At 72.8% G+C, this 23292-nt stretch carries 25 protein-coding genes; 15 read left to right on the top strand and 10 right to left on the bottom strand.

Features of this window, described 5'->3' with window-relative positions:
• Position 1: 1 nt before the first annotated feature.
• A complete protein-coding gene (locus ABTY61_RS22245; protein WP_350506765.1) occupies positions 2–1216 on the bottom strand; it encodes a glycoside hydrolase family 26 protein in 1215 nt (404 codons plus the stop codon).
• Between the two features lie 365 nt (positions 1217–1581).
• Here ABTY61_RS22245 and ABTY61_RS22250 point away from each other — a divergent pair, with 365 nt between their 5' ends.
• The 9 genes from ABTY61_RS22250 to ABTY61_RS22290 all read left to right on the top strand — a co-directional run bounded on the left by ABTY61_RS22250 (position 1582) and on the right by ABTY61_RS22290 (position 8765).
• On the top strand, positions 1582–2571 hold the full coding sequence (locus tag ABTY61_RS22250; protein ID WP_350506766.1) for a PQQ-binding-like beta-propeller repeat protein: 990 nt from the start codon (positions 1582–1584) through the stop codon (positions 2569–2571).
• A 206-nt stretch (positions 2572–2777) separates the two neighbouring features.
• On the top strand, positions 2778–4376 hold the full coding sequence (locus tag ABTY61_RS22255) for an ABC-F family ATP-binding cassette domain-containing protein (protein ID WP_350506767.1): 1599 nt from the start codon (positions 2778–2780) through the stop codon (positions 4374–4376).
• 327 nt (positions 4377–4703) lie between these two features.
• Complete coding sequence (locus ABTY61_RS22260) at positions 4704–4937, top strand: helix-turn-helix domain-containing protein (RefSeq protein WP_030059940.1); 234 nt, start codon at positions 4704–4706, stop codon at positions 4935–4937.
• A 232-nt stretch (positions 4938–5169) separates the two neighbouring features.
• Complete coding sequence (locus ABTY61_RS22265; protein WP_350506768.1) at positions 5170–5976, top strand: enoyl-CoA hydratase/isomerase family protein; 807 nt, start codon at positions 5170–5172, stop codon at positions 5974–5976.
• 158 nt (positions 5977–6134) lie between these two features.
• Positions 6135–6677: an Asp23/Gls24 family envelope stress response protein gene (locus tag ABTY61_RS22270; protein WP_502895395.1), complete on the top strand. Its 543-nt coding sequence runs from the start codon at positions 6135–6137 to the stop codon at positions 6675–6677.
• Between the two features lie 60 nt (positions 6678–6737).
• Complete coding sequence (locus tag ABTY61_RS22275) at positions 6738–6929, top strand: hypothetical protein (RefSeq protein WP_063349611.1); 192 nt, start codon at positions 6738–6740, stop codon at positions 6927–6929.
• Positions 6929–7336 carry a hypothetical protein gene (locus tag ABTY61_RS22280; RefSeq protein WP_350506770.1) on the top strand — a complete coding sequence of 136 codons (408 nt, stop codon included), beginning with the start codon at positions 6929–6931 and terminating at the stop codon, positions 7334–7336. Before ABTY61_RS22275 ends, ABTY61_RS22280 begins: the two co-directional genes overlap by 1 nt.
• A 140-nt stretch (positions 7337–7476) precedes the next feature.
• Complete coding sequence (locus ABTY61_RS22285) at positions 7477–8115, top strand: DUF6286 domain-containing protein (protein WP_350506771.1); 639 nt, start codon at positions 7477–7479, stop codon at positions 8113–8115.
• A complete protein-coding gene (locus ABTY61_RS22290; protein ID WP_350506772.1) occupies positions 8112–8765 on the top strand; it encodes an Asp23/Gls24 family envelope stress response protein in 654 nt (217 codons plus the stop codon). Before ABTY61_RS22285 ends, ABTY61_RS22290 begins: the two co-directional genes overlap by 4 nt.
• Positions 8766–8778: 13 nt before the next feature.
• Here ABTY61_RS22290 and ABTY61_RS22295 read toward each other — a convergent pair whose 3' ends face one another.
• Positions 8779–9558 (bottom strand): SDR family oxidoreductase, encoded by a 780-nt coding sequence (locus ABTY61_RS22295; RefSeq protein ID WP_350506773.1) that lies wholly within the window; start codon positions 9556–9558, stop codon positions 8779–8781.
• Positions 9559–9951: 393 nt separating this feature from the next.
• Between ABTY61_RS22295 and ABTY61_RS22300 the strand changes: the two genes are divergently transcribed.
• Together ABTY61_RS22300 and trxA are read left to right on the top strand one after the other, a co-directional pair.
• Complete coding sequence (locus ABTY61_RS22300; RefSeq protein WP_350506809.1) at positions 9952–10368, top strand: MerR family transcriptional regulator; 417 nt, start codon at positions 9952–9954, stop codon at positions 10366–10368.
• A 3-nt stretch (positions 10369–10371) separates the two neighbouring features.
• Positions 10372–10704 carry a thioredoxin gene (trxA, locus tag ABTY61_RS22305; protein WP_350506774.1) on the top strand — a complete coding sequence of 111 codons (333 nt, stop codon included), beginning with the start codon at positions 10372–10374 and terminating at the stop codon, positions 10702–10704.
• Here the strand turns inward: trxA and ABTY61_RS22310 are convergent.
• Positions 10701–11504 carry an SURF1 family cytochrome oxidase biogenesis protein gene (locus ABTY61_RS22310; protein WP_350506775.1) on the bottom strand — a complete coding sequence of 268 codons (804 nt, stop codon included), beginning with the start codon at positions 11502–11504 and terminating at the stop codon, positions 10701–10703. The genes trxA and ABTY61_RS22310 overlap by 4 nt on opposite strands.
• Positions 11505–11535: 31 nt before the next feature.
• A complete protein-coding gene (locus ABTY61_RS22315) occupies positions 11536–12531 on the bottom strand; it encodes a DEDDh family exonuclease (protein WP_350506776.1) in 996 nt (331 codons plus the stop codon).
• Between the two features lie 145 nt (positions 12532–12676).
• On the opposite strand from ABTY61_RS22315, the gene ABTY61_RS22320 reads away from it, so the two are divergent.
• The 4 genes from ABTY61_RS22320 (at position 12677) to moaA (ending at position 17026) form a co-directional block, all read left to right on the top strand.
• Positions 12677–13720, top strand: a complete 1044-nt coding sequence (locus ABTY61_RS22320; protein WP_350506777.1) for a zinc-dependent alcohol dehydrogenase family protein — start codon at positions 12677–12679, stop codon at positions 13718–13720.
• A 266-nt stretch (positions 13721–13986) separates the two neighbouring features.
• Positions 13987–14343, top strand: a complete 357-nt coding sequence (locus ABTY61_RS22325; RefSeq protein ID WP_350506778.1) for a DUF485 domain-containing protein — start codon at positions 13987–13989, stop codon at positions 14341–14343.
• Entirely contained in the window at positions 14340–15959 is a 1620-nt protein-coding gene (locus ABTY61_RS22330; protein ID WP_350506779.1) for a monocarboxylic acid transporter, read from the top strand. Before ABTY61_RS22325 ends, ABTY61_RS22330 begins: the two co-directional genes overlap by 4 nt.
• A gap of 77 nt (positions 15960–16036) precedes the next feature.
• Positions 16037–17026 carry a GTP 3',8-cyclase MoaA gene (moaA, locus tag ABTY61_RS22335; protein WP_350506780.1) on the top strand — a complete coding sequence of 330 codons (990 nt, stop codon included), beginning with the start codon at positions 16037–16039 and terminating at the stop codon, positions 17024–17026.
• Here the strand turns inward: moaA and ABTY61_RS22340 are convergent.
• The 6 genes from ABTY61_RS22340 to ABTY61_RS22365 form a co-directional block, all read right to left on the bottom strand.
• On the bottom strand, positions 17023–17247 hold the full coding sequence (locus ABTY61_RS22340; RefSeq protein ID WP_350506781.1) for a hypothetical protein: 225 nt from the start codon (positions 17245–17247) through the stop codon (positions 17023–17025). The genes moaA and ABTY61_RS22340 overlap by 4 nt on opposite strands.
• A gap of 266 nt (positions 17248–17513) precedes the next feature.
• Positions 17514–17897, bottom strand: coding sequence for a DUF3099 domain-containing protein (locus ABTY61_RS22345; protein WP_350506782.1), 384 nt, complete (start codon positions 17895–17897; stop codon positions 17514–17516).
• A 143-nt stretch (positions 17898–18040) separates the two neighbouring features.
• Positions 18041–18589: an RNA 2'-phosphotransferase gene (locus ABTY61_RS22350; RefSeq protein ID WP_350506810.1), complete on the bottom strand. Its 549-nt coding sequence runs from the start codon at positions 18587–18589 to the stop codon at positions 18041–18043.
• Between the two features lie 32 nt (positions 18590–18621).
• Positions 18622–20019 (bottom strand): metallopeptidase TldD-related protein, encoded by a 1398-nt coding sequence (locus ABTY61_RS22355; protein ID WP_350506783.1) that lies wholly within the window; start codon positions 20017–20019, stop codon positions 18622–18624.
• Complete coding sequence (locus ABTY61_RS22360) at positions 20019–21611, bottom strand: TldD/PmbA family protein (RefSeq protein ID WP_502895399.1); 1593 nt, start codon at positions 21609–21611, stop codon at positions 20019–20021. The genes ABTY61_RS22355 and ABTY61_RS22360 overlap by 1 nt, the downstream gene beginning before the upstream one ends.
• 227 nt (positions 21612–21838) lie before the next feature.
• Positions 21839–22984, bottom strand: coding sequence for an MBL fold metallo-hydrolase (locus ABTY61_RS22365; protein WP_350506784.1), 1146 nt, complete (start codon positions 22982–22984; stop codon positions 21839–21841).
• Positions 22985–23292: the final 308 nt, after the last annotated feature.

A 23292-nucleotide genomic window follows, 5' to 3' on the forward strand; every position in this document is an offset into this window, starting at 1 on the left:
CTCAGCGCCGGGACGGTGTCCTGGTCGCGGAGGGGCTGGGCGATGCTCCGGCCGACGGGCTCGCCGTCGCGGCCGGCGGGGTGGGCCCGACGCTCGGGCTCGGCGCGGCCGGCGGGGTCGGCGGGGTCGGTACGACCGGCACGGTCGGGGCGGGGGGCGCCGTCGGCACGACCTGCGGCGCCCCCGGCGACCCCGCCATCAGCTGCTTGAACACCGCCGTCGAGCGCGGATTGCTCCGGCACTGGAAGAAGCCGTGCGGGCAGTAGTCGGTGACGGTCTGGTAGGTGGTGTCGTGGGTGCGCATCCAGTCGACCATCCGGCGGACGAACTCGGGGTTGTCGCCGTTGCGGAACAGCCCCCACTCCGGGTACGAGACCGACTTGCCGTGCTTGGCCGCGAACTCCACCTGGTCCTGGAGGCCGTACGGCTCGCGCACGTAGTCGTCGAAGGTGCTCCCGGCCGGCTGGTCGTAGCTGTCCATGCCGACGATGTCCACCACGTCGTCGCCGGGGTAGCACTTGGTCCACGGGATGGCGTCCAGACCCCGGTTGGGGGCGAAGTCGAAGCGGAACCGCTGCCCGGGCACCGAGCGCATCACCCCGACGATCCGGCGCCAGTACGCCTTCCAGGCGGACGGGTCGGGCTTGCAGCGGTGGGTGTACGTGATGCCGTTCATCTCCCAGCCGAGGGTGATCACGGTGTCCGCCCCGCCGAGCGCCACCAGCCGGCGGGCGAGCCGCAGGAAGTGGCTGTCGAAGTCCCCGCGCGCGCCCTGGCCGAGCAGTCTGGCGACCTCGCCGTCCGGCACGTGCGCCTCGTTGGGCACCAGCATCGGCACGCCGAGCACCAGCAGCCGGGACGGGTCGGCCAGCCGCCACTGCGACCAGAGGCCGAGCACCACCGGCTCGCCCTCGATGTCCGCCCAGCCGTTGCCCGCCAGGTAGGTGTGGCCGACCTGCATGTTCGCGTTGCCCAGCCACTGGGCGTACTTGCCGATCTGCGGGATGTAGTCGTCCCAGGAGCCGACGAAGGCGCCGAACGGCGGCTCGTGCCGGGGCCGCTGGACCGGTGGGCGGGGCGCCGCGCCGCGCGGCTCGAAGGCGTCCGAGGAGAGGCTGTGCCGTTCGGTCCCGCTGAGCGGCGTCCCGGCCGGGAAGCCGGCCGTGGCCATCAGCAGCAGAGCGGCGGCGGCCAGCGTCAGGCGGCCCATGCGCATGGTCTGTCCTCCGGTCGGGCGGGAGCTGGGCGGGTGACGACGTCGACGGGGCGTCGCGCCACGCTCGCCGACAGTAGGCCCGGTGGAGGGGAGAAAAGCCGAATGTCACCCTAAAGTGGGCGATATTCGAACGCCGTCTGCCGCAACACCCGTCCGGCCCGGCCCCGTGTATCAGCTCTGTAACGGTCCGGCGGGGCTCTCGGGGCCCGCCGCGGAGGGTTCCGCCGATCGGCCGGGGGGCCGACGGCGCAGGTGGGCGGGCGGGCGTACCGGACGGGCGCGCACGGTCCGCCGTGCGGTCGACCGGGCGCCGCGGCGGCGATTCCGGGCTGACTCGCGCACCCGCCGAAAGGTACGCTCCGGCCGTGTCCTGGAAGCCGCCGCGTGTCCTCACCCCCCGCTCGATCCTGCCTGCCCTGGCGGTGATGCTGGTCCTTGCGGCCGGTGCTGCGGCGCACGCGAACAAGCCGGTGCCGTTCGGCGACCGGGTGGCGGGCCCGGGTGACGCGGAGGCGACGCCGGTCAACTCGCAGTCGGTCAGCTCGGCCGACCTGGACCTGCGGGTGGTCGGCCCCGGCCTGGAGGCCTACCACAAGCAGACCGGCGAGCGGGCCTGGACGTACCGCCGGGAGGGCGCCGAGGCGCTCTACCTGGCGATGGCCGGGGACAACGCGATCGTGGTCTGGGACGACGGCCTGGTCACCTCGGTGCGCCCGGGCGACCACGAGGTGCGCTGGCACCGCGCCGTGCCCGGCCTGGCGGACTACCTGCGGGCCGACGGCGAGCCGGGTGCCGACAAGCGCACCGACGCCCAGCGCAAGGACACCGCCAAGCAGCGGGCCGCCGCCGCGCTGCACACCGTCCAGCGGGACGGCTCGCCCTGGCTGGCCCTGGTGACGCCCAGCCTGACCATGGGCCTGCGCGACGCCGACGGCGACCTGCGCTACAACGACCGGCCCTCCACCGGCTGCCTCTACGACCCGCTGCGCACCGTGCACACCGACTACGCCGTGCTCATCCCGCGCACCTGCACCAACAGCAGCGGGGTGGCCGTCTCCGGCGGCATCACCGGCTACCGGCTGGACAGCAACGGCTGGTCGATGACCACCGGCCCGGCCGCGACGGTGAAGGTGCTGGACGCCGGCCGGGTGGAGATCACCGACGGCCCGATCGTGCCGCCCAAGGTCTTCGACACCAAGGCGGCCGCCCCCGAGACGGGCTGCGCCAACCCGGACGCCCCGTTCGCCGCGGTCCGCCCCCAGGGCGGCTGCGTCGACCCCTCGGCGAGCCCGACGGCGACCGCCCCGGCGGCCCCCGTCACCCCGGCGGACCCGGCGGCCACGCCGCAGCAGTAGCCGGGGGAGGCCCGGCGGGTACCCCGGGGCGGTACGCCCCGGGGCGTTTGGCGCGGCCCGGTAGACTGGCCGTCATGGCTATCTTCTCCGGGCAATAGCGGGCGGCGGCGCCCCGTTCCACCGCGCCGACCGCCGATGAAGCCCTCCTTCCCGCAGCCCGGGTCCGCACCCGGCCGCCCGCCCACGTCCCAGGAGCAGACCCAGCCATGATTTCCGCCAACGCCCTAGAGCTGCGCGCCGGTGCCCGGATCCTGATCGAGTCCGCGAACTTCAAGGTCGCCGCCGGTGACCGGATCGGTCTGGTCGGGCGCAACGGCGCCGGCAAGACCACGCTCACCAAGGTGCTGGCCGGTGAGGGTCTGCCCGCCGCCGGTACGGTCACCCGCTCGGGCGAGGTCGGCTACCTCCCGCAGGACCCGCGCACCGGCGACCTGGACGTCCTCGCCAAGGACCGCATCCTCTCCGCCCGCGGCCTCGACACCGTGCTGAGGAAGATGCGCGAGAACGAGGACAGGATGGCCAACGGCAAGGGCGCCACCCGGGACAACGCGATGAAGAAGTACGCGCGCCTGGAGACCGAGTTCCTCACCAAGGGCGGCTACGCCGCCGAGGCCGAGGCCGCCACCATCGCCGCCGCGCTGGGCCTGCCGGACCGCATCCTCGGCCAGCCGCTGCACACCCTCTCCGGTGGTCAGCGCCGCCGCGTCGAGCTGGCCCGGATCCTCTTCTCGGACTCCGACGTGCTGCTGCTCGACGAGCCCACCAACCACCTGGACGCCGACTCGATCGTCTGGCTGCGGGACTTCCTGAAGACGTACAAGGGCGGCTTCATCGTCATCTCGCACGACGTCGACCTGGTCGAGACGGTCGTCAACAAGGTCTTCTACCTGGACGCCAACCGCTCCTGCATCGACGTCTACAACATGGGCTGGAAGCAGTACCAGCAGCAGCGCGAGGACGACGAGAAGCGCCGCAAGCGCGAGCGGGCCAACGCCGAGAAGAAGGCCGCGACCCTGAACGCCCAGGCCGACAAGATGCGCGCCAAGGCGACCAAGACGGTGGCCGCGCAGAACATGGCCCGCCGCGCCGACAAGCTGCTCTCCGGCCTGGAGCAGGTCCGGATGAACGACAAGGTCGCCAAGCTGCGCTTCCCGGAGCCGGCCCCCTGCGGCAAGACCCCGCTGACCGCCAGCGGCCTGTCCAAGTCCTACGGCTCGCTGGAGATCTTCACCGACGTCGACCTGGCGATCGACCGGGGTTCCCGGGTCGTCGTGCTGGGCTTCAACGGCGCCGGCAAGACCACCCTGCTGCGGATGCTGGCCGGGGTGGAGGCGCCGGACACCGGCGAGGTGATCCCGGGCCACGGCCTGAAGATCGGCTACTACGCCCAGGAGCACGAGACGCTCGACCCGGACCGCAGCGTCCTGGAGAACATGCGCTCGGCCGCGCCGGACACCGACCTGGTGCAGATCCGCAAGATCCTCGGGTCCTTCCTGTTCTCCGGCGACGACGTGGACAAGCCGGCCGGGGTGCTCTCCGGTGGGGAGAAGACCCGTCTGGCCCTGGCCACCCTCGTGGTCTCCTCGGCCAACGTGCTGCTGCTGGACGAGCCCACCAACAACCTCGACCCGGCCAGCCGCGAGGAGATCCTGGGCGCGCTGCGCGAGTTCTCCGGTGCGGTCGTGCTGGTCACCCACGACGAGGGCGCCGTCCAGGCGCTCGACCCGGAGCGGATCATCCTGCTGCCGGACGGGGTCGAGGACCTGTGGAACCCGTCGTACGCCGACCTGGTCTCGCTGGCCTGACCGGAAGTAGACGCCGGATCCGCTTTTCGGCCCAGAATATCTAGTCCTTTCGGCGTGTCCGGGAATGAAGAAGACCCGGATTCCGTTTAAGCACTTCCCGTCGGCCCGCCACTCGAACGTGGTCGGGCCGACGCTGCTGATCAGCTCTTTCTCGGCAACCGGCGGCAGCTGCCCGGGGGCGTGCACTCTGCGTGAGCGCCCTGGTGCGCTCGGATCACCACCGCAGGACCACGCATTTGCGACATCGACCTTGTCGAATGGGTGGCCAGGACGCGGTGGATGGGTGATCATGGGAATCTGACCGAGCAACGCTACGAGGAGGCACGGGTGGCCGAGACTCTGAAAAAGGGCAGCCGGGTGACCGGTGCCGCGCGTGAGAAGCTCGCGGCCGATCTCAAGAAGAAGTACGACTCCGGGGCGAGCATTCGCGCTCTCGCGGAGGAGACCGGTCGTTCGTACGGCTTCGTGCACCGGATGCTGAGCGAGTCCGGAGTGATCCTCCGGGGCCGCGGCGGTGCCACGCGTGGCAAGAACAAGGCGACTGCCGGAGCCGGTTCCTGACGGTCCGTCAGCCCTGAGCTGGATGGCGCGGCGGCAGGACGCCGACCGAGGAGACGACAGCACACCACAGCTGGGCGTCCGCCCTCGGATCGAGTGGACCGGCCGCCGATCGTCATGTCCGGACGCCGGACCCCGGGCGCCGTTCCGATCTTTCCGGGCCGGGGCCCTGCCCGTCCGCGTCCAGGTTTGTTACTCTCCGGTAGCCAAGTCCCCCGCCACCGGAGGTTCCCGCATGACCGCCCCCGCCACCGACCCGCAGGCCCCGAGCTGGGAGCGGGACGGCGTCCGACTGGAGATCGACGGCGAGCTCGCCGTCGTCACCCTCTGTCAGCCCAAGCGGCGCAACGCCCAGTCGCCCGCGCTCTGGCGCGCCCTCGCCCAGGCCGGCCGCGAACTGCCCGGCAGCGTGCGGGTGGTGCTGCTGCGCGCCGAGGGCGTCTCGTTCTCCGCCGGGCTGGACCGGGCCATGTTCACCCCCGAGGGCATCCCCGGTGAGCCCACCTTCCTGCAGCTGGCCGGCTCCGCCGACCACGAACTGGACCAGGCCATCGCCGCGTACCAGGAGGCCTTCACCTGGTGGCGCCGCGCCGACCTGGTCACCATCGCCGCCGTCCAGGGCCACGCCGTGGGGGCCGGATTCCAGCTCGCGCTCGGCTGTGACCTGCGGGTGGTCGCGGACGACGTGCAGTTCGCCATGAAGGAGACCTCGCTCGGACTCGTCCCCGACCTGGCCGGTACCAAGCCGCTGATCGAACTCGTCGGCTACGCCCGGGCACTGGAGATCTGCGCGACCGGCCGCTGGGTCGGCGCCGAGGAGGCCGCCGCGATCGGGCTGGCCAACCTGTCGGTGCCCGGCACGGAGCTCGACGGCGCCGCCCGGGACCTCGCCGCCGCCCTGCTGGCCGCGCCGCGCGGGGCCGTGATCGAGACCAAGGCGCTGCTCCAGGGCGCGTCCGGACGGTCGTACGACGAGCAGCGTTCGGCCGAACGGGCGGCCCAGGCCCGACGGCTGCGGGAGCTCGCCGGGATCGGCGACTGACCGGTCCGGCACTGCGGTGGGGCCCGGCCCCGGGGGAACACCCCGGGGCCGGGCCCCGGCGTTTCCGGGGTGCGCTCGGCGGGCGGGGCTCGTGGCGGAATGCCAGAGTTGGGGAGGTTTGCGATATAGCTGGAGCCGCTACGAGGGAGATGCGCCCCATGCCTGACACTCCGACGCCCGCGACCCTGCACAAGAACCCCGGCAGTGGGCCCACACCCGGCCCGCCCGCCGGTGCCCGGCCCGCGCCCGGTGCATCCGGCGCGGGCGGGGACGGCGGGCGGGCGGCCGGTGAGCGCGGCCGTACGGCGCTGGCGGTCGGCGTGGTGGAGAAGATCGCCGGGATGGCCGCCAGGGAGGTCTCCGGCATCCACGCGCTGGGCTCCGGGCTGGCCCGCACCTTCGGTGCGATGCGGGACCGGGTGCCCGGCGGGAAGTCGAGCATCGGGCGCGGGATCAAGGCCGAGGTCGGCGAGAAGCAGACCGCGATCGACATCGCCCTGGTGGTCGAGTACGGCGTGGTGATCCCCGAACTCGCCCGCCAGGTGCGGGAGAACATCATCGACGCGGTCGAGCGGATGACCGGCCTGGAGGTCGTCGAGGTCAACATCGCGGTCAATGACGTCCACCTCCCGGACGAACCGGAGTTCGAGGAGGAAGAGGAGCCGACGGCGTCATCGGGGCAGCGGCCCAAGCTCAAGTAGCGCCCGGCCGCGGGGTTCGCCCGGGGCGTCGGCGATCGGTGGAGGACGAGGGAGTAGCGGATGAACCTGGCCATCGTCGGCCTGGTGGTGGGCATGGCCCTCGGCTTCGCCGGGTACTTCGGCGGGTTCGCGGCGTTCCTGCTGGTGGCGGCGCTCGGGCTGGTCGGCTTCGTGGCTGGGCGGCTGCTGGAGGGCGACATCGAACTCGGCGACCTCGGGGACCTGCTCCGCGGCCGCGACCGGCGGCGCTGATGGGGGGCGCCGTTCCCGCGCCCGTCTCCGGTGCGGCCTCCGGTGCGGTCTCCGGTGCGGTCTCCGGTGCCGCCTCCGGTGCGGTCTCCGGTGCGGCGCGTCGGGGGCGGCTCCGGGTCGCGGACCGGGTGTACGAGCGGATCGCGGGGCACGCCGTGCGGGCGGTGCTCGCCGAGGTGTGGGCCGGGCGGTCGGTGAAGGGGGCGCCGCCGCGGGTGTCGGTGGTGCGGCCGGGCAGCACGGTGACCGTCCGGGTTGCGTTGGAGCTGCCGTTTCCCGCTGACCTCGCGGGCCTCGCTCGGGGGGTGCGGGACCGGGTGGCGGCGGAGGTGGTCGGGCTGACCGGGACCAGGGTTTCCGAAGTGGTCGTGGTGGTCGAGAAGTTGGTGGCGGGGGGAGCGTGGTGAAGGGGGATGCGGGGTCGGGTTCGGGGTCGGACGTGGGGTCGGGTTCGGGGTCGGACGTGGGGTCGGGTTCGGGGTCGGACGTGGGGTCGGACGTGGGGTCGGACGTGGGGTCGGACGTGGGGTTGGGGGCAGTGCGGAAGGTGCCTCGGCTGAGGTCGGGGCGGGCGGCTGTGGCGGCGCTGGTCGCCACGGGGGTGCTGGTGGTGGCGGGGGCGCTGCTGTACGACGCGGTCGCGGTGCGGGCCGGGCAGCCGGCCCGGCGGTGGCGGGCGCAGATCGCCGACGAGCTGGCCACGCGGCACTTGGACGATCTGTGGGTGTTGGTCGGCGCCGGGGTCTCGGCGCTGGTCGGCGGGTGGCTGCTGTGGCTGGCGTTCACGCCCGGACTGCGGCGCTGGCTGGTGCTGCGGCCGTACGGCGGGACGGCGGCGGCGATCGACCGGGCCGGGGTCGGGCACCTGTTGGCGGACCGGGCCGCCGGGCTGGCGGGCATCGAGCACCTGCGGATCAAGGTCGGGCGGCGCCGACTGCGGGTGTCGGTGAGTGGGCCAGTGGACCCGGCCGGTGTGCAGCGGCAGCTGCGGGAGGAGCTGGCGCGGGTGGGGCTGGCGCAGCCGCCGCGGTTGGACGTGCGGTCCTGGCGGGGGCCGGCGGGTGAGGTGGCGAGCGGTGTTGTGGCGGGCGGTGCGGTGGTGGGTGGCGTGGTGGTGGGCGGTGCTGTGACGGATGGTGCTGTGACGGGTGGTGCGCAGGATCGGTCGGGGGAGGGGGAGGGATGACCAGGACGGTCGTCAATCGGGTGCTGCTGGCGGTGGTGGGGGCGGTGCTCGTGGGGGTCGGGGTGCTGGTGCTGGCGGGCGGGTTGGATCTGTACCGGCGGGTCGGGGTCGATCCGCCGAGCTGGTGGCCGTTGACCTCGCCGGACCAGCCGGTGGTCAGTGCGCGCTCCCGGGTGCGGTGGGTCGGCTCCTCGTGGTGGTGGCCGACGGTGATCGGGGGTCTCTCGGTGTTGGTGCTGGGCATGGCTTGGTGGCTGGTCGCGCAGCTGCGGCGGACCGGGCTGCCCGGGATCAAGGTGCCGACACCGGGGGCGGGCGGGCTCCGGCTGCGGGTGAGCGCACGGGCGCTGGAGGAGGCGATGGAGCACGGTACGGCCGTCCTGCCCGAGGTCGATCGGGCAGGGGTGCGATTGGTGCGGGCGCCCGGGCACCCGCGGCTGCGCGGTGCCGTACGGCTGACGCCGGGCGGGGATCCGGTCGGGCTGGTGGAGCACTTCGAGGACGGGCCGCGGGCGGACGCCGTACGGAGCCTGGGGCTGGCGGACCTGCCGGCCGACCTGCGGATCCGGGTGCTGCAGGAGGCTCCCGCCGGGCGGCGTCGCCGGTTCGGGCGGCATCGGGGGCGGCGGGAGCGTCGTCAGCTGGAATAGCTCTTCTCGGGGCTCAGAGGGAGCGGAGGGCGCCGCCGTCGACCGGGACCATCAGGCCGGTCAGGTAGGAGGCGGCGGGGGAGAGCACGAAGGCGGCGACCTTGCCGAACTCCTCGGGGGTGCCGTAGCGGCGCAGCGGGATGGTGGCGCTGTGGTGGGCGCGGGCGGCCTCCGGGTCGGGGGCGAGGGCGTCGAGCTCGCGGACCCGGTCGGTGTCGATCCGGGCCGGGAGCAGGCCGAGCACCCGGATGCCGCGCGGGCCGAGCTCGTCGGCGAGGGACTTGGCGGCCATCGCGAGGCCGGGGCGCAGGCCGTTGGAGATGCCGAGCCCGGGGATCGGCTGGCGGACGGAGCTGGAGAGCACGAAGCCGATCACCCCGCCGGAGGGGAGGGCGGCGGCCGCGGTGCGGGCGAGGCGGAGGGCACCGAGGAAGACGGACTCGAAGGCGTCGCGCCAGGCGGACTCCGGGGTGGTCTCGACCGGGCCGGCCTGCGGGCCGCCGACGCTGATCAGGATGCCGTCGAAGCGGCCGAAGCGGGTGGTGGCCTCGGCGATCAGGCGGTCGGCGGTGTCGGGGGCGGCGTTGTCGGCGACCAGGCCGTGGGCGGTGCCGGAGCCGTGGGCGGTGCCGAGCTTTTCGAGTTCGGAGACGGCGGCGTCGACGGCTTGTTGGGTGCGGCCGCTGATGAGGACGTGGGCGCCGTCGGCGACGAGTTCACGGGCGGTGGCGAGGCCGAGGCCTCGGGTGGCGCCGGTGACGATGTAGGTCTTGTTCTTGAGTCCGAGATCCATGGGGGACATCTTGCCGGGCCGCTGCGCGGGGGCTGGGGTGTGGTGGGGGCTTTCGGGAGGGTGGGTGACGCCGGGGGCGGTTCCGGGGGTGGGCGCTCCGGGGGCTGGATGATTTTCGGACCGCCGACCCTCATCGAGGGGGCTGAGACCGTTGGCGGTCCGAAAATCACCCGTCACGCCCCTCTCCGCACCCACCCCCTCCACCGCCCCCTCCCGCAGCGCGTCCCTCTCGCCTGGGGCGGGTGAGGGGGAGGGGGGTGGTGGGGGTGGGTGGGTTGGTGCGGGGTGGGTTTTGGGGTGGGGTGTGGGTGTGCGGGGCCGAGTTGGGGCTGGCGTTGACGTCGGGGGGAAGGTTTAGCGTCGGTGGTGGCTGTTCGGGAGGAGTGGGTGGGCGTGCGGATCGGGGAGTTGGCGGAGCGGGCGGGGACGACCACGCGGGCATTGCGGTACTACGAGCAGTTGGGGTTGTTGCCGGCCCGGCGGGCGGGTAACGGGTACCGGGCGTACGGCGAGGAGGACTTGCGGCTGCTGCGGGAGATCCGGACGTTGCAGGACTTCGGGTTCGGGCTGGAGGAGACCCGGCCGTTCGTGGAGTGTCTGCGGGCGGGGCACCCGGAGGGGGATTCCTGTCCGGCCTCGTTGGAGGTCTACCGGCGGAAGTTGGCCGAGTTGGACGAGTGCATCGCGCGCTTGCGGGACGTCCGGGTGCAGGTGGCCGGGCAGTTCGAGCGGGCGGTGCGGGCGCGGGACGAGCTCGCGGCTTCCGAGCAGCCGCCGGAGTGTGAACTGGCCAGGGAGCAGAAGGAGTAGACGATGGTGGAGATCGCGGGTGTGCCGGCGGTGACGGACGAGACGTTCGCCGCGGAGGTGCTTGAGGCCGAGGGGCCGGTGCTGGTCGACTTCACGGCGGACTGGTGCCCGCCGTGCCGGATGATGGCGCCGGTGCTGGCGGACGTCGCGCGGGAGGAGGCGCACCGGTTCCGGGTGGTGAGCGTCGATGTGGACCGCAACCCCCGGACCCAGGCGGCGTACGGGGTGCTGTCGATGCCGACGTTGATGCTGTTCCGGGGCGGGCAGCCGGTGCGGTCGGTGGTGGGGGCGCGGGCGAAGGCGCGGCTGCTGCGGGAGTTGGAGGAGGTGCTCTAGGCCGGGAGGGCGTCGAGGGCGGCCTCGGGTTCGGCGGCCTGTTTGCGGCGGTCCTTGGCCTCGCGGCGGATGAGCACCCAGACGCCGACCGGGATCATCGTGGTGAACAGCCACCACTGGATGGCGTAGGCCATGTGCGGGCCGATGTCGGAGTGGTTGGGCTCGGGGATCAGCTGCGGCTGGTCGGCCGGGGCCGGGGTGCCGGCGGTGAGTTCCAGGTAGCCGCTGAGGAGGGTGGTGCCGGTCTCCTTGGACTGCTGTTCGGTGTTGATCAGGTTGAACTGGCGGTCGGGGAGGCCGGCCCGGTCCTTGACCCAGCCGCCGCTGCTGCCGGTGGTCTCGTCGGCGCGCAGCCGGCCGGTGAGGGTGACCTCGCCGGTGGGGGCGGCCGGGACGGGCGGGTACTGGGTGGCGCCGTCGCCGGAGGGGACCCAGCCGCGGTTGATCAGGACGGTGCCCTTGCCGTCGGAGAGCTTCAGCGGGGTGATGACGAAGTAGCCGAGGGTGCCGTTGGCGTCGGTCCGCTTGCGGACCACGAACTCGTGTGCCGGGTCGTACTGTCCGGTGGCCGTCACGGCGCGCCAGGTGAGGGCGGACGGCACGGCGGTGCCGGGGGCCGCGGACAGGCTGTCGAAGGGCACCGGCGAGGCCGTGAGGGCCTTGCCGATCAGCTCGTTCCGGGCCACCCGCGCCTCGTGGCGGTGCAGCTGCCAGAAGCCCAGCTTGATCGTCGCGGGGATCAGCAGCAGCGCGATCAGCATGGTGATCAGCCACTGGCGGGTCAGCAGAAAACGGTACACATGGGAACGGTACGCCGACCTCACAACGGGCTCACGCACCGGGGTGCGGGGCGACCTCGCGCAACAGCTGGAGGAAGGCGTCCTCGGTGACGATCGGGGTTCCGACGTCGCGGGCCTTGCGGGCCTTGCCGCTCCAGCTGGTCGGCTCGTTGGTGACCAGGAGGCTGGTGAGTCGGCTGACGGAGGTGGCGATGTGCAGGCCGGCCTCGACGGCGCGGTCCTCCAGCACCTCGCGGTCGGTGGCGGTGTCGCCGGTGAAGGCCACCCGCATGCCCTGGACCAGCGGCTTGCCGTCCTCCCAGCGCCCCGGGTTGGGGTACGGGCAGGGCTGGCGCTTCTTGGCCTGGCGGTACTGGGCGCCGGTCCAGTTGCCGCGGCCGGGGGCGGCGGGCTCGTCCTCGCCGAGGTCGGTGACCGCGACGCAGGTCTGGAAGGGGAGTGGGATGCCGTGGGTGCGGGCCAGCCGGAGGCTGGGGCGGAAGGCCTCGGCGAGCACCCGGGCGTCGTCCAGGGCGTTGTGGGCCTGGCGCTGCTGGACGCCGAAGTGGGCGGCGAGCGAGGAGAGCTTGCCGTTGGGCAGCGGGAGGCGCAGGTCGCGGGAGAGCACCATGGTGCACAGCCGCTGCTCGACCGGGGCGCTGCGGCCGGCCCGGGAGAACTCGCGGGAGATCATGTTCCAGTCGAACAGCGCGTTGTGCGCGACCAGCACGCGGTTCGCCAGGCGGGCCGCGAACTCATCGGCGATCTCGGGGAAGGTCGGCGCGCCGGAGAGCAGTTCGGCGGTGAGGCCGTGGATCCAGACCGGGCCGGGGTCCCGCTCGGGGTTGACCAGGGTGTACCAGTGGTCGGTCACCTCGCCGTCGCCGTCCAGCTGGTAGACGCCCGCCGAGATGACGCGGTCGGAGCGGCCGAGACCGGTGGTCTCGACGTCGACCACCGCGAAGCCCTCGGCGGGGGCGGCGGAGCGCTGGGCGGGGACCGGGGCGGTCCGCGGCGCGCCGTACGTCTCGGGCTGGATCGGTTGCATGGTCCAACAGGATAAGGGGCGAGTCGGCCGGGGCCGGTCGAAATGTTCCGACCGGGCAGCCGGAATAGAGTGGTCCGCATGGGTGTCGTACACCTGGTCGAGATCGTTTCCGGCCGGTGGGCCGGCTTTGTGTGAGGAAGAACGCATGCGCGCCACGGTGATCCACGGACCGAACGACATCCGTATCGAAGAGGTGCCGGACCCGGTGATCAAGCACCCGACGGACGTCGTGCTCCGGGTGGTCAACGCCTGTATCTGCGGCAGTGACCTGTGGGCGTACCGGGGTGTCGCCCAGCGGGTGCCCGGGCAGCGGATCGGTCACGAGTTCCTGGGTGTGGTGGAGGAGGTCGGCGCCGAGGTCCGGGGCTTCGCGAAGGGCGATTTGGTGGTCGCGCCCTTCGTGTGGTCGGACGGGGTCTGTGAGTTCTGTCTCGAGGGTCTGCAGACGTCGTGTCCGCACGGCGGGTTCTGGGGGTCGGTGGGTTCGGACGGCGGTCAGGGCGAGGCGGTGCGGGTGCCCTTCGCGGACGGGACGCTGGTGAAGCTGCCGAAGGAGGCCGCGGGCGACGAGAAGCTGCTGCCGGGCCTGCTGGCGCTGTCCGACGTGATGGCCACCGGGCACCATGCGGCGGTCTCGGCGCGGGTGCGCCCGGGGGCGACGGTCGCGGTGGTCGGCGACGGCGCGGTGGGCCTGTGCGGCGTGCTGGCGGCACAGCGGCTGGGCGCGGGCCGGATCATCGCGCTGGGCCGGCACCCGGCCCGGACCGAGCTGGCCCGGCGCTTCGGCGCGACGGACGTGGTGGCCGAGCGCGGCGACGCCGCGGTCGAGGCTGTGAAGGAGCTGACCGGCGGCCTGGGCGCGCACGCGGTGCTGGAGGCGGTCGGCACCGAGGAGTCGATGCGGACGGCGATCTCGATCACCCGGGACGGCGGCGCGGTCGGCTATGTGGGTGTCCCGCACGGTGGCAGCGCGGGCGTCGACATCGGTCAGATGTTCGGCCGAAACGTTTCGCTCAACGGCGGTGTCGCCCCGGCCCGGGCGTACATCCCCGAGCTGCTGCCCGACGTGCTCTCGGGCGCGATCGAGCCGGGCCTGGTCTTCGACCGGACCGTCGACCTGGACGGCGTGCCGGACGGCTACCGGGCCATGGACGACCGTTCCGCGCTGAAGGTCCGGATCGCCTTCTGAGTCTGACGCTTCGTCAAGAGGGGCGGCACCGCTGGACGGTGTCGCCCCTTTCGGTTGTGGTGACCCTGGTCCGCAGGTGACGCGAGTGGTGGTTTTCGGCCAATTGGATAGTGCGAGGGGGTGAACGACTGGCTGATCGCGGTCAACCCCTTCCGGCGTGGGCACGACGCTCCTAGCATTGCGCGGCGCGCACGAGGAATGTGACGCCCCTCACGTTCGAATCGTCCCCCCGTGCGACCGCTACGCCGAAGGAGTGAGGAGACAGAGTGGATTCGCCGCCGATCACCACTACCGCTACGGAAGTCCAACTCATCGATGACAGCGAGGAGTTCCGTACCCTGCGGCGCTCGTTCCGGAGCTTCGCCTTCCCGGTCACCATCGGCTTCGTGCTCTGGTACCTGCTCTACGTACTGCTCTCCTGCTACGCCCCCGGACTGATGGGCACCAAGGTCGTCGGGAACATCAACGTGGCCCTGGTGCTCGGGCTGCTCCAGTTCGCCACCACCTTCGTCATCGCCGCCTGGTACGCCCGCTATGCGGACCGGCGGATCGACCCGCCCGCCGCCGCGATCCGCGAGGCCCACGGCGCCGTCGTCCACGCCCCCCGGGAGTCCGCCGAATGACACCGCTTGCCAGCTCCGCCACGGAGCACCGCGGTCTGATCATGTCCTTGTTCGGGCTCTTCGTGGTGGCCACCCTGGTCATCACCGTCTGGGCCGGGCGGCAGAACCGCAGCGCCGCCGACTTCTACGCCGGCGGCCGCGGCTTCACCGGCTTCCAGAACGGCCTGGCGATCTCCGGCGACTACATGTCGGCCGCGTCCTTCCTCGGCATCGCCGGGATCATCGCGCTCACCGGGTACGACGGCTTCCTGTACTCGATCGGCTTCCTGGTGGCCTGGCTGGTCGCGCTGCTGCTGATCGCCGAACCGCTGCGCAACTCCGGCCGGTTCACCATGGCGGACGTGCTCGCGTTCCGGATGCGCCAGCGCCCGGTGCGCACCGCGGCCGGGATCTCCACCATCGTGGTCTCGATCTTCTACCTGCTCGCCCAGATGGTCGGCGCCGGAGCCCTGGTGGCGCTGCTGCTGGGGGTCACCGGGGAGGGGGCCAAGCGCTGGACCATCCTCGCGGTCGGCGCACTGATGATCATCTACGTGGTGATAGGGGGCATGAAGGGCACCACCTGGGTGCAGATCGTCAAGGCCGTGCTGCTGATCGCCGGCGCCGCACTGATGACCGTCCTGGTGCTCGCCAAGTACCACTTCAACCCCTCGGAGCTGCTCGGCGCGGCCGCCTCCGCGAGCGGCAAGGGCGCGGCCTTCCTCGAACCGGGGCTGAAGTACGGGGCCACCGACACCTCCAAGCTCGACTTCATCAGCCTGGGGATCGCGCTGGTCCTCGGCACCGCCGGCCTGCCGCACATCCTGGTCCGCTTCTACACCGTCCCCACCGCCAAGACGGCCCGGAAGTCCGTGCTCTGGGCGATCGGCATCATCGGCGTCTTCTATCTGATGACCCTGGCGCTCGGCTTCGGCGCGGCCGCGCTGGTCGGCCGCAGCGGCATGGTGGCCGTCGAGGGCAAGACGCCCTCCGGCAACACGGCGGCGCCCCTGCTCGCCGAGCAGCTCGGCGGCGGGGCCGGCACCACCGGCGGGGCGATCATGCTCGCGGTGATCTCGGCGGTCGCCTTCGCCACCATCCTCGCCGTGGTCGCCGGCCTCACCCTGGCCTCCTCGGCCTCCTTCGCGCACGATCTGTATGCCAACGTGATCCGGCGCGGGAAGGTGAGCGAGAAGGAGGAGGTGCGGTCCGCGAAGTGGGCCGCCGTCGGGATCGGCGCCGTCTCCATCGTGCTCAGCCTCTACGCGGGCAAGCTCAGCACCGCGGCCCTGGTCGCGCTGGCCTTCGCGGTGGCCGCCTCCGCCAACCTGCCGACCCTGCTCTACTCGCTGTTCTGGAAGCGCTTCACCACCGCCGGCGCGGTCAGCTCGGTCTACGCGGGCCTGATCTCCTCGGTGGTGCTGGTGGTGTTCTCCCCGGTGCTGTCCGGGAGCGCGAAGTCGCTCTTCCCGGACGCCGACTTCCACTGGTTCCCGCTGGAGAACCCCGGCCTGGTGTCCATCCCGATCGGTTTCCTGGCCGGCTGGCTCGGCACCCTGCTGTCCAAGGAGCGTCCGGACCCGGCGAAGTACGCTGAACTGGAGGTCCGCTCGCTGACCGGGCTGGGCGCCCACTGATCGATCCGCATGACTATGCTGGCCCGGCCCCCGCCGCGACGGTGGCCGGGCCGGCTGCTTTTCGGGAAGGGACGCACGTGCTGCTCGACTCCTTCGGACGACGCGCCGTCGACCTGCGGGTCTCCCTCACCGACCGGTGCAACCTCCGCTGCACCTACTGCATGCCGGAGGAAGGGCTGCAGTGGCTGGCCAAGCCCGATCTGCTGACCGACGAGGAGATCGTCCGGCTGGTCACCCTGGCCGTGCGCGACCTGGGCGTGCGGGAGGTCCGCTTCACCGGCGGTGAGCCGCTGCTGCGCCCCGGGCTGGTCGCGGTCGTCGCCGCCTGCTCCGAGCTGGAGCCGCGCCCCGAACTGTCGCTGACCACCAACGGCATCGGGCTGGCCCGCACCGCGACGGCGCTGCGCGAGGCCGGACTGGACCGGGTCAACGTCTCGCTGGACACCCTCGACCCCGAGGTGTTCTTCACCCTCACCCGCCGCCGGCGCCACCAGGACGTGCTGGACGGGCTGGCCGCCGCCGAGGCGGCCGGGCTGGCGCCGGTGAAGCTGAACGCCGTGCTGATGCGCGGGGTCAACGACCACGAGGCGGCCGACCTGCTGGCCTGGTGCCTGGAGCGGAACTACGAGCTGCGCTTCATCGAGCAGATGCCGCTGGACGCCCAGCACGGCTGGGACCGCTCGTCGATGGTCACCGCGGGGGAGATCCTGGACCTGCTGCGGGCCCGCTTCGCACTCACCCCGGAGCCGTCCGCGAGCCGGGGCGCGGCGCCCGCCGAGCGCTGGGTGGTGGACGGCGGGGTCGGTCGGGTCGGCGTGATCGCCTCCGTCACCCGGCCGTTCTGCCGGGCCTGCGACCGCACCAGGCTGACCGCCGACGGGCAGGTGCGCAACTGCCTGTTCGCGACCGGGGAGACCGACCTGCGCACCGCGCTGCGCTCGGGGGCGGACGACGCGGAGCTGGCCGCGCTGTGGCGGGCGGCGATGTGGGGCAAGAAGGCCGGGGCCGGGATCGACGACCCGGAGTTCCACCAGCCCGAGCGGCCGATGTCGGCGATCGGCGGCTAGGAGGCCGACTCCTCCGGGGTCCAGTCGGCGAAGGCGACGACCTCCTTGAGGAAGCCGCGCACGCCCAGGAACTGGGACAGGTGCTCGCGGTGCTCCTCGCAGGCGAGCCAGGTCTTGCGGCGGTCCGGGGTGTGCAGCTTCGGGTTGTTCCACACCAGCACCCAGTGGGCGTCGGCCCGGCAGCCCTTGGCGGAGCAGATCGGGGTCTGCGGGGTCTCCATCGGGGGCCGTCCTCGGTGCTCGGCGGGTGCGTCGTCACCGCCAGTCTGTCACGCCGGCCCGGCCTGCCCGGATCCGGGCATGGCGACGCCGGGCAGCCACGGGGGGAGCCGCCCGGCGTCGGTCCGTCGCTCCGACGGGGGATGCGGAGCGCGTACGCAGTATGTCACGCCGAGAGCCTCGGATGGGGAGGTCTTGCATGATTAATCTGAGCTTCTTTTGAGCTTTCGTCGAGCCGATTCTGGCTCAACCCCCGTAAATCGGACGGTCAGTCCGTGCCCGGTGACGTTTCGGTCGCCGAGGTCTTTGCCTGTCCTGTACCAGTGGCCGCACCAGCCCCACCCGTACCACCGGGGCCGAGCATCAGGGGGGTGTCGGCCGGGAAGTCGAAGGTGCTGGGGAGTCCCGGCGCGCGCTCCCGGCCCGCGTTGGCGATCAGTACCGCGAAGTACGGCAGCAGCACGCCGCCCGCCAGAGCGGCGAGGGCGAGCCAGCGCTCGACGTTCCACAGCACCACCGCGAGCAGCACGCAGACGGTGCGGAGCAGCATCGAGATGACGTAGCGGCGCTGGCGCCCCCGGACGTCCTCGGAGAGGCTGCTGCGCGCCCCCGTGATCCGGTAGATCCGTCCGCCGTCGGCGCTCTTGCCCATGTGTCCAACCGCCCTCGTCCAGGCATCCGCGCGCCGTTCCGCGCGGCCTCCTCACGGTACGCCCGGGGGCAGGGGACGACGAGACCGGGTGGGCGGGGCCCACCCGGTCGGGCGTGATACGGGGCCAACAGGCCCCAAATGCTCTAGGAGCGTCGGGAGAGGTACTGCGGGGGGACGGCGTCGGTGAGCCAGACGCCGTTCTCGCTGAGCCGGAACTCGTGGCCGGCCGCGGCCATCGCGGCCGCGTTCACGGTGAGCACGACCGGGCGGCCGTGCCGGGCGCCGACCCGGGTGGCCGTCTCGGTCTCCGCCGACAGGTGCACGTCCTGGCGGGCCATCGGGCGCAGCCCCTCGCGGAAGATCGACGCCAGGTGGCGGTCGGCGGTGCCGTGGTAGAGCACCGGCGGCGGCACGGTGGCGGCCAGACCGAGGTCGACCGCCACCGTGTGGCCCTGGTTGGCGCGGATCGAGAGGCCGTCCGGCGAGTAGCCGAAGCGCCGCTTGTTGTTGGTGGCCACGACGTGGTCCAGGTCGGGCCGGGACAGCCGGTTGCCCTTGGCCGCCAGCGCGGTGAGCAGCACGTCGATCCGGACCCAGCCGGCGTCGTCCAGCGTGATGCCGACCCGGTCGGGGTCGTGCCGCAGGATGCGGGACAGCATCTTGCTCGTCTTGACCAGCCGCTTCTCGTCCATCATGTTCTTGGTATCCCCCCGTCGGCCGGCGGCTATGAGGCCTGGCTGACCGAACTCATGTTGAAGTCCGCGACACGCACGGGTGGCATCGCGGTGCGGGTGAAGTAGTCGCTCCACTCGCGGGGCAGGCAGCGTTCGGTGCGGCCCGCCTCGGTGATCCGGCCGAGCAGGTCGACCGGGGACTCGTTGAACCGGAAGTTGTTGACCGCGCCGACCACTTCGCCGTTCTCCACCAGGTAGACGCCGTCCCGGGTGAGACCGGTGAGCAGCAGCGTCGCCGGGTCCACCTCGCGGATGTACCAGAGGCAGGTGAGCAGCAGGCCGCGCTCGGTGCGGGCGATCATCTCGTCCAGGGTCGGCGCGGACTCCTGGTCCGGCGTCTCCAGCACCAGGTTGTCGACCGCCGGGCGCAGCGGCAGGCCGGTGAGGGCGGCCGCGTGGCGGCTGGTGATCAGCTCGGTCAGCACGCCCTCGTGGATCCAGTCGGTGGCGGCGATCGGCGCGCCGTTGTCGAAGACCGAGACGTCGCCGCCGGTGCGGTGCGCCAGCACGAACGGGGCGGCCTCCAAGCCGGGTTCGCCCGGGTCGGCGCGCAGGGTCAGCGGCAGCGGGGCGAGCTTCTCGCCGAGCCGGGTGCCGCCGCCGGGCCGGGAGAAGACCGTCCGGCCCTCGTGGGCGTCCCGGCCGCCGGAGGACCAGTGGAGGTAGATCATCAGGTCGGCGACGGCCGAGGGCGGCAGCAGCGTCTCGTAGCGCCCGGCCGGCAGGTCGACCTTGCGGGCGCCCCAGCCGAGCCGCTTGGTGAGCTCGGCGTGCAGGGCGGGGACGTCGATGTCGGTGAAGTCCCGGGTGGCGGCGCCGACCCAGGCCGAGCCGGTGAGGTCGGCGGTCTTGCCGTTGATCTCGACCATCCCGGTGGGCTGGTCGTGGCGCAGCCGCAGGCCGGTGGAGCTGCCCAGGTAGCTGGTGGTGACCTCGTGCCGGGCGAAGCCGTAGAGCAGCTCGCCCTGGGCGGCGGCGCGGGCGAAGGCCTCGCCGAGGGCCGGGCCGAAGGCCTCGAACACCTCGATGGAGGTTTCCGCGGGCGGCTCCGTGAAGTCCGGGGAGGCCGGCCGGCCGTCGAGCAGCGGCTGGGCGTCCTCGGCCGGGCCGGCCGCGCGGGCGGCATCCTCGGCGGCCCGGACCAGGCCCTCGACGTCCGCCGCGGTGACGGCCTCGCGGGAGACCACGCCGGAGGCGGTGCCCTCGGCGCCGGCCACGGTGGCGATCACGGTGAGGCGGCGTCCGCGGGTGACGCCGTTGGTGGTCAGGGCGTTGCCGGCCCAGCGCAGGTTGGCGGTGGACTCCTCGTCGGCGATCACCACGCAGCCGTCGGCGCGGGAGAGGCCGAGGGCCAGCTCGACGAGTTCGTGGGGCTGCATCGCGGTCATCAGTGACCCGCCTCCTGCTGGGTGTTGAGCACGTTGACGTTGCGGAACAGCGCCGACGGGCAGCCGTGGCTGACCGCCGCGATCTGGCCGGGCTGCGCCTTGCCGCAGTTGAAGGCGCCGCCGAGGACGTAGGTCTGCGGGCCGCCGACCGCCGCCATCGAGCCCCAGAAGTCGGTGGTGGTGGCCTGGTAGGCGAAGTCCTTGACCTGGCCGGCGAGTTCGCCGTCCTTGATGGCGTAGGCGCGCTGGCCGGTGAACTGGAAGTTGTAGCGCTGCATGTCGATCGACCAGGAGCGGTCGCCGACGATGTACAGGCCGTTCTCCACCCCGGCGAACAGGCCCTCGGTGTCCGGGCCGTCGGCGGCGGGCTGCAGCGAGACGTTGGCCATCCGCTGCACCGGGACGTGCGCGGGGGAGTCCGCGAAGGCGCAGCCGTTGGAGCGCTCGAAGCCCTTCAACTTGGCCATGCCGCGGTCGAGTTGGTAGCCGACCAGGACGCCGTCCCGGATCAGGTCCCAGGACTGGGTGGCGACGCCCTCGTCGTCGTAGCCGATGGTGGACAGGCCGTGCTCGGCGGTGCGGTCGCCGGTGACGTGCATCAGGTCGGAGCCGTAGCGCAGGCTGCCGAGCTGGTCGAAGGTGGCGAAGGAGGTGCCGGCGTAGGCGGCCTCGTAGCCGAGCGCGCGGTCCAGCTCGGTGGCGTGGCCGATCGACTCGTGGATGGTCAGCCAGAGGTTGGACGGGTCGATGACCAGGTCGTAGCGGCCCGGGCGGACGCTCGGGGCCTTCATCTTCTCGGCCAGCAGGACGGGCAGTTCGGCGATCTCGGCGTCCCAGTCCCACTCGCCGCCGGCCGGGCTCCGTCCCTCGGGGGACGACCCCCGGAGCCCCGTGAGGAACTCATAGCCGCGGCCGACCGGCGGGGCCAGGGTGCGCATCGAGTCGAAGGCGCCGGTGCGCTCGTCGACCGAGGTGGCCTCCAGGTCGGAGTAGAGCCGGATCCGCTGCTGGGTCGTCACGGTGCCCGCGGTGTCGGCGTAGAACTTGTTCTCCTGCACCGTCAGCAGGGCCGCCTGGACGTGCGAGACGCCCGGGGCGGCCAGCAACCGGGCGCTGCGCTCGGCGAGCAGCGCGGTCTTGTCGGCGTCCGGCACCTCGAAGGGGTTGACCTCGTACGCGGAGACCCAGGTGACGTCCCGGTGGACGGGCTCGTCGGCCAGCTCGACCCGCTCGGCGGAGCCGGCCGCCCGGCTGATCCCGCCGGAGAGCCGGGCCACCGCGACGGCCTGGGCGGCGACCTTCGCCGCGGCCTCGGGAGTGAGGTCCACCCCGGCGGCGAAGCCCCAGGCGCCGTCCAGCAGCACCCGGACGGCGAAGCCCAGCTGCACGCTGTCGGAGGTGCCGGCCGGACGGGCGTCGCGCAGCCGCCAGGAGGCGCTGCGGACCCGCTCCAGGCGGAAGTCGGCGTGGCTCGCGCCGAGTTCGCGGGCCCGGGCGAGGGCGGCGTCGGCGAGGGTACGCAGCGGGAGGGCGAGGAACAGCGGGTCGACGGCGCGCCCGTGCGGGGCGCCGGCGCTGTCGGCCGGAGGGATCGGAGGCAATCGGGCTCCCAGGTCGCGGAGGGTGGCGGTGCGGAGCCACAGGGGCGTCCGCACCGCATCATTTCCCGTCCACCGGGTTTCCGGCCAGCGCATTTCGCCTGCTGCGTCGCGGTTTTCGGCCAGGTCGGTCAGGGCCTGTCGGGGCTTGTCGGAGCCTGTCAGGGCTAGTCAGGGCTAGTCGGGGCTTTTCGGGGCTTGTCGGGGCTTGTCGAGATCCGTCAGGAGACGGACTCCCACCAGCCGTCCAGCTCCGGCGGGTTGTCCACGTCGATCCGCTCGCCGGGGCGCGGCACGGCCAGCGGGACGGCCTGGGCCTTGGCCTCCTTGAGCAGCCGTTCGATCGGCTCGGCCCACGGGTGCAGGCCCAGGTTGAAGGTGCACCAGTGGACCGGCACCAGCAGTCCGGCGGTGAGGTCCCGGTGGGCGAGGACGGCGTCCTCGGGGGTCATGTGGATGTCCGGCCAGGCGGCGTCGTAGGCGCCGATCTGCACCAGCGCGGCGTCGAAGGGGCCGTGCTGCGCGCCGATCCTGGCGTAGCCCTCGAAGTAGCCGGAGTCGCCGGTGTAGAAGACCTTGCGGGTCGGGCCCGCGATCACCCAGGAGCCCCACAGGGTGGTGTTGCGGGTCAGGCCGCGGCCGGAGAAGTGGTGCGCGGAGGTGAGGGTGAGGACGAGCTCGCCCAGGGTGCAGGTCTCGTCCCAGTCCAGCTCGATGATCCGGTGCTCGGGGACGCCCCAGCGGCGCAGGTGGCCGCCGATGCCGAGCGGCACCGCGAAGGGCGCGGACTGGCTGCGCACCAGGCGCTTGACGGTCGCCATGTCGAGGTGGTCGTAGTGGTCGTGCGAGATCAGCACCGCGTCGACCGGCGGAAGCTCCTCCAGCTCGACCGGGACCGGGTGCAGCCGCTTGGGGCCGAGGTGGGCGGCGGGGGAGCAGCGGTCGCTCCAGATCGGGTCGAGCAGCACGCGCGAGCCCTCGATCTCCACCAGCGCGGAGGCGTGGCCGTACCAGGTGATCTCCACGCCCTCGGCGGCCGTGCCCGGGGAGGCGGCGGGGCGGACGGTGGGCACCGGGTGGGCCGGGACACGGCCCTCGCGCTGGAAGAGCATCCGGCGGACGGTGTCCCGGTCGAAGTCGGGGGTGGCGCCGGGCCGGGCGAGGGTGGAGGGGGCGTTGTGGAAGACGCCGTCGCGGTACTGCGGGGAGTCGCGCACCCGCTCCTCGCGCTCGCCGTCCGGGCGGCGTCCGAACGCCGCGGGCAGGTCGCGCAGCGCCCAGGCGGTCGCGCCCAGACCCGCCGCCAGGGCGGTGAGGGCGAGCAGTCGTCCGCGTCCGGGGGTGCTCCCGGGCCGTGCCTTGGTCATGCGCCCTGCCTTCGTATCCTCGCCGGGACTCTTCGGGGGAAGGGTACGTCCGGCCCCGGGGTCGGCCCGCACCACGGGGGCAACGGGCACGCCCGCCCACGTTGTTCCCGTACAGCGGCCCCTTTCGCGGCGGGGCTCCGGCCTGCGGCGGACGGCCGGGAGGCACCGGATGCTGCGGGTGCGGATTGTCGGATTGCGACAGTTCCTCTGGTGCTGCGCTGTGGGAGCTCGATTCGCCGCCGCCGCCGACCGCCCGATAGCGTCACACTGCGTACGCATTCCGACGTACGTGCCACACACGGAGAGAG

Source organism: Kitasatospora sp. NPDC096128, from assembly GCF_040303105.1.
Taxonomy (GTDB): Bacteria; Actinomycetota; Actinomycetes; order Streptomycetales; family Streptomycetaceae; genus Kitasatospora.

What these genes read in the sequence shown, in the direction of transcription:
- ABTY61_RS22345 (WP_350506782.1), bottom strand. Translation starts at nt 17,897, where the DNA reads ATGGGCAAGAGCGCCGACGGCGGACGGATCTACCGGATCACGGGGGCG.
- ABTY61_RS22280 (WP_350506770.1), top strand. Translation starts at nt 6,929, where the DNA reads ATGGGGGGCGCCGTTCCCGCGCCCGTCTCCGGTGCGGCCTCCGGTGCG.
- ABTY61_RS22330 (WP_350506779.1), top strand. Translation starts at nt 14,340, where the DNA reads ATGACACCGCTTGCCAGCTCCGCCACGGAGCACCGCGGTCTGATCATG.
- ABTY61_RS22365 (WP_350506784.1), bottom strand. Translation starts at nt 22,984, where the DNA reads ATGACCAAGGCACGGCCCGGGAGCACCCCCGGACGCGGACGACTGCTC.
- ABTY61_RS22315 (WP_350506776.1), bottom strand. Translation starts at nt 12,531, where the DNA reads ATGCAACCGATCCAGCCCGAGACGTACGGCGCGCCGCGGACCGCCCCG.
- ABTY61_RS22275 (WP_063349611.1), top strand. Translation starts at nt 6,738, where the DNA reads ATGAACCTGGCCATCGTCGGCCTGGTGGTGGGCATGGCCCTCGGCTTC.
- ABTY61_RS22295 (WP_350506773.1), bottom strand. Translation starts at nt 9,558, where the DNA reads ATGGATCTCGGACTCAAGAACAAGACCTACATCGTCACCGGCGCCACC.
- ABTY61_RS22340 (WP_350506781.1), bottom strand. Translation starts at nt 17,247, where the DNA reads ATGGAGACCCCGCAGACCCCGATCTGCTCCGCCAAGGGCTGCCGGGCC.
- ABTY61_RS22270 (WP_502895395.1), top strand. Translation starts at nt 6,135, where the DNA reads ATGCCTGACACTCCGACGCCCGCGACCCTGCACAAGAACCCCGGCAGT.
- ABTY61_RS22290 (WP_350506772.1), top strand. Translation starts at nt 8,112, where the DNA reads ATGACCAGGACGGTCGTCAATCGGGTGCTGCTGGCGGTGGTGGGGGCG.
- ABTY61_RS22355 (WP_350506783.1), bottom strand. Translation starts at nt 20,019, where the DNA reads ATGACCGCGATGCAGCCCCACGAACTCGTCGAGCTGGCCCTCGGCCTC.
- trxA (WP_350506774.1), top strand. Translation starts at nt 10,372, where the DNA reads ATGGTGGAGATCGCGGGTGTGCCGGCGGTGACGGACGAGACGTTCGCC.
- ABTY61_RS22255 (WP_350506767.1), top strand. Translation starts at nt 2,778, where the DNA reads ATGATTTCCGCCAACGCCCTAGAGCTGCGCGCCGGTGCCCGGATCCTG.
- ABTY61_RS22320 (WP_350506777.1), top strand. Translation starts at nt 12,677, where the DNA reads ATGCGCGCCACGGTGATCCACGGACCGAACGACATCCGTATCGAAGAG.
- ABTY61_RS22265 (WP_350506768.1), top strand. Translation starts at nt 5,170, where the DNA reads ATGACCGCCCCCGCCACCGACCCGCAGGCCCCGAGCTGGGAGCGGGAC.
- ABTY61_RS22350 (WP_350506810.1), bottom strand. Translation starts at nt 18,589, where the DNA reads ATGGACGAGAAGCGGCTGGTCAAGACGAGCAAGATGCTGTCCCGCATC.
- ABTY61_RS22245 (WP_350506765.1), bottom strand. Translation starts at nt 1,216, where the DNA reads ATGCGCATGGGCCGCCTGACGCTGGCCGCCGCCGCTCTGCTGCTGATG.